The organism is Rhizobium sp. SVR5-2C (assembly GCF_056755115.1).
In genome coordinates this window covers 1-13561 of record NZ_JBNDHT010000167.1, presented here as the reverse complement: position 1 = coordinate 13561, position 13561 = coordinate 1, and the positions used below count along the sequence as shown (strand labels likewise).

Genomic DNA, 13561 nt, shown 5'->3' with positions numbered 1-13561 from the left:
TGATTCCCTGGGGCCGCGACAACGGTGACCAGGTTCCAAGTGTCCTGCGCGACGACGACCGTGATCCCTTCCTGTCGTTGCACCGCGAGGTGAACCGCCTGTTCGACGACGTCTTCCGCGGCTTTGGCTCTGGCCTACAATCCTTCGGCAGCGGCTCCAGCTTTAGTGCCGGCTGGCCGAGCGTGGAGATCTCCGACACCGACAAGGAGATCAAGGTGACCGCCGAAGTGCCCGGCCTTGAAGAGAAGGACATCGAGGTCCTGCTCAATGACGGTGTGTTGACGTTGAAGGGCGAGAAGCGCTCCGAGACCGAAGACAAGGATCGCCAGTTTACCGAGCGCTATTACGGCCGCTTCGAGCGCCGCATCTCGCTCGGCGTCGAGGTCAGGGACGATCAGGTCGATGCCCGCTTCAAGAACGGTGTGTTGACGGTGACCTTGCCGAAGAGCGAGAAGGCGCAATCGCAGGTCAAGCGCACCGCCATCAAGAACTAATCGAACCACTCAACCAGGCGGCCGGCCCGATAGCGGCCGCCAGTGACCTTCGCCAAAGGGAGGGATGAACGATGGAGATTGCAAGAGATTTACACCACGAAACCAACACGCCGACGTCTGCTGGCATACCGGAGAACAAGCGACCGTCGCTAAACGAGGTCGAGCAGGCGCTGCTCGCGCTCGAACGCGATGTCGAGCGGCGGAATTTCCACGGTGCGATCGATCGAAACGCCGCGTGAGGTTCAACCATGGATCCATATGTCGTCTTCGATTGCGAAAGGGTTCTTCCAAACAGGTTTGCGCTAACGCTTGCGGCAGCCGCACGCCGTCGCGCGCTCGCTCGTGGCGCTCAGCCGAGACTCAACGCCGCGGCGACTGGCATGAGCGACCTTGCGCTGCATGACATCGCGCAGGGCGTCTTCACCTCGGATGAACTCGGACTGGTTCTGACCGGATCGGGAGAAGCGACGCAGCTTGCCTGCCCCGATTCCAAAACTCCGCTTCGCGGCGGCGGCAACGACGCCGCTGCCTCACCCGCCTCTTCTCTCCAGGAGACGGTCCATTGATGATGCCAACCAACCGAAAGGAGGAATGAATCATGTTCAGATCCCTGTCTTCGGAAAACCGGACGGTATTCGATATCGTGAACATCGTTGCCGGTCTTGGTCTTCTTATCTCGCCATGGCTGCTTGGCTTCACAGCCGAGGCCTATGCAGGATGGAATGCCTGGATTGTCGGCGCGGCCATAGCCCTGGTCGCCGTCGCTGCGCTCTACGCCTTCTATGAGGCGGAGGAATGGGTGAACCTGGTGCTCGGCCTATGGGCCGTGGTCGCTCCGTGGGTCCTCGGCTTCACGGCTGTGACCGCAGCGATGTGGGCGCACGTGATTGCCGGCATTGTCGTCGCAGTACTGGCGGCTGGCAGCATCTGGTTCAGCCATAACCACCCGCTGTCCAGTGTCTAACTGAACCAGAACGGGTCCGGGCCGCCGGACCCGTTCTTCCTAGGAAACAATCAGATTCAAGGAGCAACCGATGTTCGATCTCGCCCCGAGGCTCCGTACGATTGCCGCTTCCACAGCCATCGCCGCCGGAGCCGTCCTGTTCACAATCAACCCGATCTTCGGGCAACCGACAGAGTCCACCACGGTTTCCGCCCACCTTCCGACCTTGGCGCCGATGCTTGAGCATGTGACGCCAGCCGTCGTCAACATCGCGGTAGTCTCGCGTTCGCCCGCCGAGAACAATCCGCTTTACAGCGACCCCAACTTTCGCCGCTTCTTCAATCTGCCGGAGCAGCAACCGCAAGCCAGGATGAGCGCCGGCTCGGGCGTCATCGTCGACGCCGCTAAAGGATATGTGCTGACCAATCATCATGTCGTCGATGCCGGGACGAAAATCTCCGTGACGCTGAAGGATGGACGTCAGCTGCCCGCAAAGCTCATCGGTAGCGACAAGGAGACCGACATCGCCTTGCTCCGGATCGACGCGAAAAACCTTACTGCGATCCAGATGGGCGATTCCGATGGCCTCAAGGTAGGCGACTACGTCGTCGCCATCGGCAACCCTTTTGGTCTCGGCCAGACGGTGACTTCCGGCATCGTCAGCGCGCTCGGGCGGAGCGGATTGAACATCGAAGGCTATGAGGACTTCATCCAGACCGACGCCTCGATCAACCCCGGCAATTCCGGGGGCGCGCTGGTGTCACTCGACGGCAAGCTCATCGGGGTCAATACAGCGATCCTCAGCCCCGCCGGCGCCAACGTCGGCATCGGCTTTGCAGTCCCCAGCAGCATGGCGGTGACGGTGATGAAGCAGTTGATCGCCCATGGCGAGGTCCAGCGCGGCAGGCTCGGCATCGGTATCCAAGACCTCGCGCCGGACGTTGCAGAGGCCCTCAAGCTCGGCGATCTGCGCGGCGCGCTGATTGCCAATGTCGAAGCCGGATCATCGGCCGAGCAGGCGGGATTGAAGACTGGCGATGTGGTGACGGCAATCGACGGACGTCCCGTGCATGGCTCGACCGATCTCAGGAATAGGATCGGCCTGACACCCGCTGGAACCAAGGTCCGGCTGGCCGTGAAGCGTGGCGACGAACAGCACGAGATCGACGTGACCATCGCCAGCTATGCTCCCGCGTCGGCTGATTTCGCAGGCACGCCCCTTGCCGGCGCGACGTTGCGGGATGCTACTGCTGCCGAATCCAATGCCGTAGGAACTTCGGGTGTGGTCATCGAGAGGGTTGCTGGAGAAAGCGCGGCCGATCGTTCCGGACTTCGCACGGGTGACATGATCGTAGCGGTCAACAGGGTGCCGGTCTCGTCGGTAGCAGAGCTGCGGAGTGCTCTCGGCACCAACGGAGCTACTACGGCCGTCGAACTTTTGCGCGACGGGGCTCATCTTCTATTGGTGATCCGATAACCCGCCAAGACATCGCAGGTATTTTAACTTTTGCGCTTTGGCGGCAGCGTCAACCATATATAAGCTGCCGCGACGCGATCAGTGAAGCCGAAACCATGTCAATAGACACAGCGAGCGTCAGGCACATTGCGCGTCTAGGGTCGGTCATCGCTCTGATAGCCCAAAGCGCTGAACCTGCTTCGACGCTTCATAGTCGCGCCTTGTTGACTCCTCCTAAGACAAGAACATAATAAGAACATACGGCGTCCCGGCCGGTAGCTAAACACTTTTAGGAATGGAGAACGGATATGCCCGGCAGCCGAACGAAGAAGAATTGGTGCAAGGCACCTATTGGACACCGCCTTGTGAAGTCACGATCAGCGACGCGCACCCACGTCTGCTTGCTGCGTTGAAGGCCGGGGCGGCAATCGAGCAGGTGCATCACCTCTTCGTTGCCGGCGCCTACGACATGGGTTCCGGAGCACCGATGGGTCAGTCGATAGCAACGCTGCTGGCCGACATCCGCACCTGAAACTTCAGCTTGCATTGACGGAAAGCGCGATTAGCCGCGGGATGGTTCGTGGCTGGTCGCCGAAGTACGACCGCTTAAACGTGAAGGCGCGACTAGACCCCAGCCGCCTTCCTTGTTTGACTTTACCCTTCACCAAGGAGGCGAAGCGTGAAGCAGAACCGGATTTCCACCATGCAGGAAGCCGATGGCAGCTGGACCATCATCGATCGTCGCACGGGAGAGCCGGCCGAAAAGTCAGGCTAGATAATGTCGCATGCGGTGTTGGGCATGGTCCAAATCCTCGAAATGATCGAAGACGCGCCGAAGAAGCTGCATTGAGGACAGCCAGTGATAGCGGAATTACTCGTCTGTACCTCATTGACGGCTGTCACGGCAATACCGTCCAGTGCGACGCTCAGAATATGCGACTGTTGGGGAAGGTGTTCCTTTCGTCTCGGGCATAAACACGCCGGAGATCGGATCGCACGCGAAGTGCATCAAGGAACGGAAGCTGGCGTGAGCGTATGTCACCGCCGGGAAGAAAGCCAGTAAGTGACCAGGGCACACCCGAAACCAATGCGATAAAGCCCATGAAAACGATGTATCGAAACCAATCAGGCATGGTGGAATCCATCTTTGAAATGGAAGCAGTTTAAAATTGCTGGTCTCAACGAATGGTTATGCGTGAGGCTAAAAGCCACGCACGCGAAAAGGCGTGATCGCGGTACTGGCGGCGTCACTATCGGAAAATCCGACAACGAACTTTCAACGTCGTGCGGTCTCCATAACATAGGCTATGCCCACTGAAGAGGTCGGCAAGACGCTGTTGCGGGAAGGCTTCGCTCGAAAGTGGCGGCCCGGCCATCGAAACGACTGGTGTATCCCAGAGTCTTGAGGCGGGCTGCCACCGTACGGCAACGGACCGATGCTTGAAGCAGGTCCGCGCAGGGCTAAGTTTTTAAGCAGCCCGTTAACACAGCATCCCCTAATCGCGGGATGATACCAGTTGCAACGGAGGAACAGTTGGGTAGTCGATCTGCAAGCGAGCAACAAGCGAGGCTGGAAGCAACCAATAAAGTTGCCAAAACCATTCTCGAAACGGAACGCCTTCAACGCGAAGCCAAGACCGCGAGGTTACGTGAGGCTAGGCTTCGCAGCCGGGGGGATGACGGCCCACCGCCTGAGTAAAGCAAGCTATTTGCCGAAGTCATCGGGAGTTTGGCCGCGCTGTTCAACGTCATATGAGCCGATTGCGATCGGTACGCTACCGCACCGGAACCTTGCAATGCTTTCATTGTTCTAGCCGTTGGGATCGCGTGGCGTGCTTTGACCCTTCCTTGCCCTCGGAAGGCCGCGCGGTCCTCTGCTCCACGCGCTGATTCCCTTTCGTCTTCCACCAACTAATATCAGCAAGTCAGGGAAGGCCGGAACTTCCGAACAGCGCCGCTGTTGTTAACCGCTCATCATCTTACGAGGTACTGTTATGGACGACGGTCACTGGGCCACCAATGTTGAATTGCAACTGAGGCCCAGTGAGCGGTGCGAGGTAATCACAGGCACACGGGCAGCCTTGACATTGCTTACAACGCGGTGGTCCACGTTCGGTCCGGCTTTCTTTCGTGCACAAAATGTTTGTCAAGCGGCGCTCGACGATCGTACGTCGCACGAGGCTGCACGAACCGCTTTTATTGCCGCCGCCAGAGAAGCTGGGCTATGGATGCGATACTGATCCTGCCTCCATCGGCAACTCGTAATGGCGAGCTGACTCAAAGCACGCGGGGTCTCTTTTTGTCGGTACGCTAGCGGACGGGAACGTCGCTGGTGCCGATTAGTTATCGATATGGCCGCGCGGCAGCCGTCCTGTTAAACGCCAGCGATGACCGACACTTCGTCCTGGCACCGCGCGGTCATCATCGGGGGCGCGCTAACCGGACAGGAACAATGTGAAGCCTTGATTGTTCGCGAACTAGGAGAGCGCCCTCCCGCGGTTGTTGGTAGATGGCGAAGTATTACCTCCATATCCGTGCAGCCGATGAATTCGTCGAAGACGACGAAGGTATTATCGATCTGCCAAATCTTGCCGCAGTTCATGAAGAGGCCGTCACCTCCGCCCGCGAGCTCGTCGCGGATTTGGTCCATCGGGGAGAGCCGATACGCTTAACAATTCGAGATTCCCGTTCAAGTCCGTGGTGCTGGATTGACTCCAGCAGATGAACCGGCCGAGCCCGCCGAGGCACGGCTTTGTCTGTACGCTGGCGAACCGGAACGCGAAGTCTCCTCTCTTCGTTATTGTGCCGGATTGCGTGTTGGCATCCGCCCCGCCAGCGCATCCAGCCTTAGTGGCGACCTGACCTCGCAACCGCTCACCAGCCAGCGGGGTCTTCTTTGTTCGTACGCTACCGGACGGGAACGGTTGCGCGTCCTGGGCGTCTGGATGGCGGCCGCGCGGTAGTCTTCCCGACGAAAGTCGCCAGTGATGTTGGAGCCGCAGCCCTCTTCCCTGGTGCCGCGCGGTCACCTTTTCCCCGTTAACTGCTGCTCCGGCGGGGCATTTTTTGGGGGAACATTGCAGAACCTTTGGCGCGCCTGGGGTGCGCGGCAGTTCTTCTGATCAACCGGCTGATGACACCCCTCTCCGGGTGCCGCGTGGTCAATTCCGCGCTGAATGGCTAGGGTATACAAGAGGCGCGGCAAGGGCTCGCTTTTCGGCGGGCCCTTCGACCCTTACCTTATTATTGGCGAGCGCGCGCCGCCTTGAGTTTTAGTTTAGGAGCTGTAGCCACCAAGCCCGGCGCGTGACGGCAACGTTACACAATATCCGGGGCCGCCATCAGACCAGGGGCTCGCCATGTTTGACCCTTTGGACGAGCCCCTTGGTCGTATTTCCAAGTCTAGTTCGACGGCCCTGTCTGCCCCGCAGCAATCCTTTTGAACAGGAACGCCTTCAGCTCGAGGCCAAAACCGCACGGTTGCGTGAGGATTGACTTAGAAGCCTCAAGAAAGGTAGCGCCCCGAATCCCGACTAGAACGAAAGTGGCGTTCCGTCCCATGCGGAGCCTCATCTTCTGCGCTCACAACGATCAGGCGCCGGTATTCCGTCTCCGGTGCTCCGTAGATTCCGCCGGCCCGCTCAATGAGGCCTGGCCGGTTCGTGATCGTGCAAACACCTCGCGTGGATCGTATCAGGTGGTCACCTTCCAGGACATGTATCGCTGTGGTTACGCCAGGCCCTGCGGGTTCCCAACATCGTCGAGAGGTACTCATGGGTCAACGCCAGGTGTGGGTTTCCGATGCGATCCTGACACATGAGCAGCCAGCGAGCTAGCCGCTGAACGATCGTCGCTCTTCCGTTCGCGAGCGCCGTGCCGGCGATCTGCACCTGCAGGCTCTGCAAATAGCGGATGAGGAGATCCTTAAGAGCCGCGCTTTCGTCAATCAGGGACTGCATGTGGCGCAGCGGCAGGCGACGGGCGCTGCCGGCTATCTGGACGACGACTTCATCCGGGGACTGCATGATCCCGGCGAGCGCGTTTCGTTCCGACCACTCCCTCCTTCCCGACTAGCCCGGTTTCGATCTCCAAACCGCCCTGTAGCTGTTGATGGATCTTCAGATCAATCAGCTCGGAGGCATTCAGAACGGCGTCAGCCGTATCTCTACCCCCGGGCGAGAGCTGGTGGCAGGAATGGTCATACCCTGTTGTCACCACGCCGCCCGATGTACCAAGCTGGATGCGGGGACGTGATGCAGACGCCCCACCAAATCCCTCAACAATCACCGTGAACTCGCGTAGGTCTGCCAAGAGACCCGTCATGTCAAATGCGGGGCCGGACAGTGTAGCCCTCGGCGTAGAGAACCTACCAAGCTTGGCCACGGTGGTCATTGTGGTGCCCAAGTCGCTCACTACCTGTGCGGCCACCAACAAGGCAGGGTCTACCGGGGCATCATATGCCTTGATGTAGAGGGTGACCGGTATGTTGACCACGCGGGTTTCCGCTGCTGTGCGAGCCACGCGGGAGGCGTCAAAGGATATTTGGTTTGAGTCGGTTTGTGACGTTGCCGCACGAGAGGCGGTCGTCGGAGCGCTAGCGAATACACCGCCCACGCCGCTAACAAGGGCACCAACGTTGAACTGGCCTGTGATACTCTGCAGGGCGTCTTGCTGCACCGAGCCAAACACGCCCAGCATCATTGCCTGTCTGACCTGCACGCCATCCACGAAGGAACGGGCTCTCTACGTTCGGGAGTACGGGGTTGCCGCTCCCATCCGTGGCCCACCCATTGGCTAAACCGTATGCTCGGAGTTGGGGGTAGGCGGATGTTACCGCGAAGCCGGGGATATACGGGATGTGTCCGGGCGGCGTGGTGGTTCCGTTGCCATATACCTGAAGGATTGTAGCCACAGGGACGCCACCTTGAAGGTACGCCTGTCCTGCCCAGTACTTGGCGGAATAGTCCCGCTCCGTCCACCAGTCCGTCCATCTTGACGGCCCAGTCCTGCGCCTTGGCGGACCACTGGGAAGCCGAGACGACATATCCTGAGGCGTCGTTACCTATCCTTGATAGGTGGTTTCGAGACCAGCGGCAGCGGTGGCCGACGCTGCGGCGTCCTGAGCGCTTTGCTGGGCGGCCGAGGCAAATCCCTCAGCGGCCGCGATCAACTGCAAGGACGGCGCCGGCTGTCCGGGTTCAACCTTGAACGATCGGTCCGTCGCCTCTTTGACGGACTGGGCCTGCATCACCATCAGATCAAGGCGGCTCTCGACCACGTTCGCATTGTACGGCCCCTGGTTTTCAAGAGACGTTTCTTGCGTCAACGGTGGATCGCGTACGATGGTGAGGGTCTGCCCCGTGAGCAGCGCCGATGCTTTGACCACCGTGCCACCGTCGTCAGAACCCACGCCGGTGACGGAATAGTCACCGTCATCAAGCGAAAGGTCAGCCATTGCGTGAAGCGCTCGAAGGCAGAGCGCAGCTCGATCGAGGGCGCCTTACCTCGTACTTTTTCGCCAGTTCGCGATCGGTGAGACCCATCTTCTTGAGGGTCGTGTAATCGAGGAAGAGCGTCAGGCGTAGGCGTAGTCCGGGCGATCGGATTCGGTCGGCCCCTTCTCCCAACGGTCGAGTTCTTCTTTCTTCTCCGCCGCGGTGCGCGCGAGGTCGACCATCGGTGCCATAGTGGTATCCCTTGTTGGAGTGATCCAGCCTGCCTGCTTGCACCCGGATTTACACAGAGCAGACCCGCGACGAGCCGGCGGGGCCTTCGCATTTCGCGATATGAACTTTCTACTGGCTTGCCGCCTTGAACCAAATTCCGCTGAAGTGCGTTCTTCAGGAAAGCAACGGGAGGTGGGTCACGGACATCGCGATACCGGGATATCGGTCTCCATGGGGACGTCTCTAGCCCACGCAGCTGGGAGGATGGGAGCATGCCTCCGTTCATCCTAACTTTCGATCTCGTGAAGAAGGAAAGCGCACCGTGTTACCGGCCGGTCCTACGTGACCTGACGAGCCGCGGAGCGCACAAATGCCAGATCTCATGTTGGCTCGTAAACCTAGCCAACACGGCTGCGGAAGTTTACGACCACTACCGTCGATTCATTCAAGATAGCGACACGCTTATAGTGTCTGAGTTGACACACAACCATAAGCACGATCGAACCCTCAAAGGCACGGGCAGCTGGATCGAAGCAAATCCGCCGTTCCGATAAGTCTTCATGCTTTGATCCGGCCGGCCACTTCGCACTGTAGATGGCCAGCGCTTTGTCTGGATCCAGTAGTGAAACGCTAACCATCTGGAGAGCAAAGCCACCGTCATTTTTCTGTCATGTGGTAACGTTCGCACCAGAACGATACGGAAAGTACCATGCCCCACCGCGCTTCCGATTATGTCGGCATTCCGACAACCGTGCATTCCTGGTCACCAGGGACACGGAACAAAACATTCGGCTGTTTCGAAAAAGCCTTGGAATATTGCCGGATGAACATTGGTGACCTCCAAGCCATCGAGGTCTTCGTGCACTCCGGGCAAATGCCGGAGCCTATCGTCAGCGGCGGCGATCTGGAAGCGTTGATCAAAGGTAAGTGCCGCACCCTCAGTTAGCGACTAGCTCTCAGTGCCGAGCTGCGGGGCGGAAAAGCGGCGTCCCCGCTCGGAAGTAGGGACTAGGCGGAACATTGGTAATCCGCCGCGGTTCGGGTGGCCTCTTGTGAAAGGACACCTATGAAACTCTACTTCATTGCATCCGCCGCAGTCATTACACTCTCGTCCTGCTCCGCCGGCTCCGCCGAGATCCAACCCGTTCCGGGCAGCATCACGTATGGTGGCCACGTGGCACGCCTCACCAAATCGCCTGTTGGCAGCACCGTGCCGAACGAGTTTGAGGATCAATTCGGGAACTTCGTGCAGGAAGTCTATATCGTCCAGCCGGATCGAACCCTGAAGCTCGTGAGGCGTAGAGTAGGCCAAAAGACGGAGCGGTAAGGTTCTGCAACTGCAGCTCGAACGTAGAAAGAAAGGGCTCAAACCATGTCGAGCAAACGAGCGCTCGGTGCAATAATCGCGGCCATTGTGGTCGTACTCATTGGTTTGGCTATCGGATATTGGGTCCGCACCGACCCGGAGACTGCTCCAACGGTGCCGCCCGACCGACAGAACACCGAAAACAGGCTACCTGCAGCGCCTGGCACTCCTCAGCAGCTCCCCGGATCGCAATAGAAAACCCGCCACCGGGCGGTGACGGGCGAGTGGTGGCGACAACCTTCTCGGCGATAGACAACGCGAGCGGGCTCGCTCCGGTAAGGGCGAGCAGAACGGCGAGCTGGGACACCGACATTACCGGCTAGACACGCTCCTATCGCTCGACAGGATGCTAAAATTCGGCACCTCTTCAATGTCGACCAAAGCTCCGGCCTTTTTGGCAAAGCGGCGCAATGTCTCGTATAGGGCGCTTAAAGGCATTCGGCCAACGTAAGCATCACGACAAGCCTTTAGAACTGTGTCGTAGGCAAGATCACGTCGATGGCCGGGCCATTCCTCCAACAGGTCGAATGCATCGTCGATATTGGTGATCTCTTGGATGTAGTTCTTCTGCCGGATGAAAATCGGACGTTCAAACCGGTAGTCAGCCATTTTAACCTCCTTATCTAGGCCTAGTTAACGGCCAAGATTTAGGAGTTAACGCAACGATTTCAAGACAGTGCCCCACCATCCGCCGACGCTCTTCTAAACGTCTTCGCCCTACCTCGAGGCTGGTTCATAGCAAACTGAGGTAGCTTCCCTCGAACCCAATCCCCACCTAAACTTCCCCAAGTCTCTTGCGTTTATACCGCGAAGCAAACCTCGCGTGCAGGAGGGATGACATGAGGCTTGTACAATTGACCCTGATTGGACAGGCTGCGGTGCCTGTTTTCATAAACCGGATCAGGTGGTGTCCCTGATAGCGCTCCCTGACCGTACGTCGATAGTCACGACGGCCACCGGTAACCATGGAGCGGCCCTCGTGTACGATGTCACAGAGTTGGCCGCGGAAGTCGTACGCGTGCTGACGATTGCTCCAGGTGTCGCGGCACCCGGACGAGCGTGAGGCCAAACTCGCAATGATGAGGACAAAGCCCGCCGCCGTTCAAGGGGATGGGCTTCCAGTAACCAGCGTGGGTGCGCGGAAGCAGGGTGTACCCGTTCGAGGAGTCACTAAATCGCCGCTGTGATGTGTTCGGCAGCGTACCAACAAGCGGCGACATGTCTTATTTTATATCTTTCTAATGTATGAACATGTATTTCCTCCTCCCGTTTAGTAAGGAGGACTGAGTAAGCATGCAGCGCATTGAATCTCTGGAGAATGTCGAGACCAAACCCGTATGGTCTGTTCAAGAGTTCGCGAAGCGACACCATCTCACTGATATCGAGGAAGCCCGCCTGCTGCAGCTATTTGGCCCCTTTGCAACAGCGAGCGAACTTCTCCACAATGCCCCTCGCGAGCCGCGATGGCGATAGAGTATGAGGTGAGGAATTCTCACTTGGCTGATTGCCGCGTCTCGCACACAAATTTTGCCGCGCCCGGATCTCCGGTGTTCGAATTCTCCTCGAGGAAGAAGGGTCGATTGCGGCGTCACCGTTCGGCCCGCTCCAGGAGCTGCCGGCGGCGTTCGTTGCGCCAGTGAGCATGGGCGAGAACATCAGCCCTTACCTGCTCTTTCTGGCTGGTCACTTCCTCATCGCGCCAGTCCGGTGACGACGACCGTCAAGGTCGCCCGTGTCCGGCTTTGCCACAGCCGGATGATGTTTGCGCGGGCCTATATGCGCGAGAGCCAGGAGATGGTGTTCGACGCCCATGACCGGGCCTTCGCCTTCTTCCATGGCACCTGCACGCGTGGCATCTACGACAATTTATGGACGCCTCCCGGGCGAGATGAACATTTGGTGACACTCGGCATTGGATGCGTGAACCTGTCCGGCCTATCGCTTGAGCGGTCACGCCCCTGGCCTTGATGGGAGTCCTCTACCTCTGTCCTCATAACATGATCGACCTTTGCGGCCTTGTCGTAGATCAGGATCCGAAGCTGCGGTCCCTGCCGTTGCGCCATCAGTTCTTACCTCGCATTCATCATTGCCTCACAGGCAACGATTGGCAAATGACTATTGTGCGGCACACCGCTCCTGTCGCGCTAGTAATGCCCATGCTACGCGAGCGATCTTGTTGGCAAGCGCAACAAGCGCTCTATTGAATCCCCTGCGAGCGACGAGCTTTTTCAGCCATCGAGATCGGTGATCGTCGTGCTTGGCAAGTCGACTGATGACTGAGCACGCGCGCCATGGATCATCTGGCGACGGAGATAATGGTTCGCTCGGCGACCAATTCCACCGAGGCGTGGCTTGCCGCCAGTCGTGTATTGTCGTGGGACTAACCCTATCCAAGCTGCCAGTTCTCGCCCGGATTTGAAGTGATGTCCGTCCTCAACGCTAGCAACAAGTGCTGTTGCGATGATCGGACCGATGCCTGGCAGTTCGGACAGACGGCGGCAATCTTCTCGCTCGCGGCAAATCTCCCCAATCTTCGCGTCGAGCTTGGCCACCCGGCCATTTACATCGGTCAGCTGGTCGAGGAGTTCGAGGAATAGCTCGCGTCCGAGATTGGAAAGAGCCGCATTGTCGACAGCCGAGGGTGTGCCTGGAATGCAAAGCGCCACGGCCCTTGCGGCAAAACGATTCCATACTCGGCGAGAAGGCCGCGTGCATGATTGATCAACGAGGTACGCTGAACAATCAGACGTTCTCCTATTCTATGCAGCGACTGAAGGTCTTGCTGCGCGGTCGACTTGACCGGTACAAACCGCATGGTCGGTCGTATCGCAGCTTCGTATATTGCCGCTGCGTCAACTGCATCATTCTTGGAGCCGCGCACAAAGGGCTTTACGAAGCGAGGATTGATGAGCAGAACCTGTCGCCCATCATACTTGAACTGCCGTCCCCAGTGATGAGCGCTGGCGCAGGCTTCCATTGCAACTGTGTTTGGAGCGATTGCGTTAACAGTTTCGGCCAACTTCGACCGGCTGACCTTGCGCGAAAGAATAGTGCCATCCGAAGCGATGCTGTGCATCTCGGCGGGTGTCAAGTCTGGCCGGAAATCGGGATGAAAGTTACGGCCGATTGGCGCAACGAGAGCGTACCGGTAGCCTTGCTGCATCCGGTCATTCACGACGACCCACCGGGGTCTCATCGGGCACCCTGCGACAGTGGTTTCGAGCGGTTGCGCCGCCAGATGGACAAGTTAAGTGCCGCTGCGAAACTCACCCATGCCAGGTAAGCAACAAGTAGCAAGGCGGCAGCCGCATTCACGGGGTGAAACAATATAATCGTCGCCAGGATCGCAACCCAAAGCACCATGATCTCCACCACGGCCAGCCCGGGTCGGTGAAGTCCAAAAAAGATCGGCGTCCACGCAGCATTGAGCAGAAGCTGGACTGCATAGACGCTGAGAGGCAGTGCTGCTCCGGCAACGCCTGCCTCTCGCCATACGAGCCAGCCCGACAGTCCGATCGATGCATAGAGAACTGTCCAGACCGGGGCGAACAGCCAATCGGGCGGGCGCCATCTTGGCTTGTCGAGCTGCTTGTACCAGTTGCCTGGCCTAAAGATCACGCCGGTAGCCGCCGCAGC

At 58.7% G+C, this 13561-nt stretch carries 16 protein-coding genes and 3 pseudogenes; 13 read left to right on the top strand and 6 right to left on the bottom strand.

Features of this window, described 5'->3' with window-relative positions; genetic code table 11:
- The first annotated feature begins 2 nt into the window (after positions 1 to 2).
- The 9 genes and pseudogenes from ACPYOI_RS31240 to ACPYOI_RS31200 all read left to right on the top strand — a co-directional run bounded on the left by ACPYOI_RS31240 (position 3) and on the right by ACPYOI_RS31200 (position 5618).
- Complete coding sequence (locus ACPYOI_RS31240; RefSeq protein WP_481423835.1) at positions 3 to 494, top strand: Hsp20/alpha crystallin family protein; 492 nt, start codon at positions 3 to 5, stop codon at positions 492 to 494.
- A 71-nt stretch (positions 495 to 565) separates the two neighbouring features.
- A complete protein-coding gene (locus tag ACPYOI_RS31235) occupies positions 566 to 733 on the top strand; it encodes a hypothetical protein (RefSeq protein WP_481418300.1) in 168 nt (55 codons plus the stop codon).
- Between the two features lie 141 nt (positions 734 to 874).
- Entirely contained in the window at positions 875 to 1060 is a 186-nt protein-coding gene (locus ACPYOI_RS31230) for a hypothetical protein (RefSeq protein ID WP_481418301.1), read from the top strand.
- A gap of 32 nt (positions 1061 to 1092) precedes the next feature.
- A complete protein-coding gene (locus tag ACPYOI_RS31225; protein WP_481418302.1) occupies positions 1093 to 1458 on the top strand; it encodes an SPW repeat protein in 366 nt (121 codons plus the stop codon).
- 70 nt (positions 1459 to 1528) lie between these two features.
- On the top strand, positions 1529 to 2914 hold the full coding sequence (locus ACPYOI_RS31220) for a DegQ family serine endoprotease (protein ID WP_481418303.1): 1386 nt from the start codon (positions 1529 to 1531) through the stop codon (positions 2912 to 2914).
- A 316-nt stretch (positions 2915 to 3230) separates the two neighbouring features.
- On the top strand, positions 3231 to 3425 hold the full coding sequence (locus tag ACPYOI_RS31215) for a hypothetical protein (protein WP_481418304.1): 195 nt from the start codon (positions 3231 to 3233) through the stop codon (positions 3423 to 3425).
- 327 nt (positions 3426 to 3752) lie between these two features.
- Positions 3753 to 3921: pseudogene (locus tag ACPYOI_RS31210) on the top strand (thermonuclease family protein); the annotation flags it as partial.
- A gap of 966 nt (positions 3922 to 4887) precedes the next feature.
- Positions 4888 to 5133: a DUF982 domain-containing protein gene (locus ACPYOI_RS31205; protein ID WP_481423834.1), complete on the top strand. Its 246-nt coding sequence runs from the start codon at positions 4888 to 4890 to the stop codon at positions 5131 to 5133.
- 269 nt (positions 5134 to 5402) lie between these two features.
- Positions 5403 to 5618 (top strand): DUF6894 family protein, encoded by a 216-nt coding sequence (locus ACPYOI_RS31200; protein WP_481423833.1) that lies wholly within the window; start codon positions 5403 to 5405, stop codon positions 5616 to 5618.
- A gap of 976 nt (positions 5619 to 6594) precedes the next feature.
- On the opposite strand, the gene ACPYOI_RS31195 is transcribed toward ACPYOI_RS31200, so the two are convergent.
- The 3 genes from ACPYOI_RS31195 to ACPYOI_RS31185 all read right to left on the bottom strand — a co-directional run bounded on the left by ACPYOI_RS31195 (position 6595) and on the right by ACPYOI_RS31185 (position 8348).
- Positions 6595 to 6918 (bottom strand): Crp/Fnr family transcriptional regulator, encoded by a 324-nt coding sequence (locus tag ACPYOI_RS31195; protein WP_481423832.1) that lies wholly within the window; start codon positions 6916 to 6918, stop codon positions 6595 to 6597.
- On the bottom strand, positions 6902 to 7387 hold the full coding sequence (locus ACPYOI_RS31190; RefSeq protein ID WP_481423831.1) for a hypothetical protein: 486 nt from the start codon (positions 7385 to 7387) through the stop codon (positions 6902 to 6904). The genes ACPYOI_RS31195 and ACPYOI_RS31190 overlap by 17 nt, the downstream gene beginning before the upstream one ends.
- Before the next feature lie 568 nt (positions 7388 to 7955).
- Positions 7956 to 8348 carry a hypothetical protein gene (locus tag ACPYOI_RS31185; RefSeq protein ID WP_481420135.1) on the bottom strand — a complete coding sequence of 131 codons (393 nt, stop codon included), beginning with the start codon at positions 8346 to 8348 and terminating at the stop codon, positions 7956 to 7958.
- Between the two features lie 920 nt (positions 8349 to 9268).
- Here ACPYOI_RS31185 and ACPYOI_RS31180 point away from each other — a divergent pair.
- Both ACPYOI_RS31180 and ACPYOI_RS31175 read left to right on the top strand, forming a co-directional pair.
- Entirely contained in the window at positions 9269 to 9505 is a 237-nt protein-coding gene (locus ACPYOI_RS31180) for a hypothetical protein (protein ID WP_481420134.1), read from the top strand.
- 120 nt (positions 9506 to 9625) lie between these two features.
- The gene (locus ACPYOI_RS31175; RefSeq protein ID WP_481420133.1) at positions 9626 to 9886 is read left to right on the top strand and encodes a hypothetical protein; all 261 of its coding nucleotides are present in this window, start codon (positions 9626 to 9628) and stop codon (positions 9884 to 9886) included.
- Positions 9887 to 10237: 351 nt separating this feature from the next.
- On the opposite strand, the gene ACPYOI_RS31170 is transcribed toward ACPYOI_RS31175, so the two are convergent.
- Positions 10238 to 10534, bottom strand: coding sequence for a DUF982 domain-containing protein (locus tag ACPYOI_RS31170; RefSeq protein WP_481423830.1), 297 nt, complete (start codon positions 10532 to 10534; stop codon positions 10238 to 10240).
- A gap of 684 nt (positions 10535 to 11218) precedes the next feature.
- Here ACPYOI_RS31170 and ACPYOI_RS31165 point away from each other — a divergent pair.
- Both ACPYOI_RS31165 and ACPYOI_RS31160 read left to right on the top strand, forming a co-directional pair.
- Positions 11219 to 11398 carry a hypothetical protein gene (locus tag ACPYOI_RS31165; RefSeq protein ID WP_481420131.1) on the top strand — a complete coding sequence of 60 codons (180 nt, stop codon included), beginning with the start codon at positions 11219 to 11221 and terminating at the stop codon, positions 11396 to 11398.
- Between the two features lie 237 nt (positions 11399 to 11635).
- A pseudogene (locus ACPYOI_RS31160) lies at positions 11636 to 11800 on the top strand (IS21 family transposase); the annotation flags it as partial.
- Positions 11801 to 12040: 240 nt separating this feature from the next.
- Here ACPYOI_RS31160 and ACPYOI_RS31155 read toward each other — a convergent pair.
- Positions 12041 to 13001 (bottom strand): annotated as a pseudogene (locus ACPYOI_RS31155) (IS110 family RNA-guided transposase).
- Positions 13002 to 13117: 116 nt separating this feature from the next.
- The coding region (locus ACPYOI_RS31150; RefSeq protein ID WP_481423829.1) for a TspO/MBR family protein at positions 13118 to 13561 on the bottom strand (444 nt) is incomplete at its 5' end.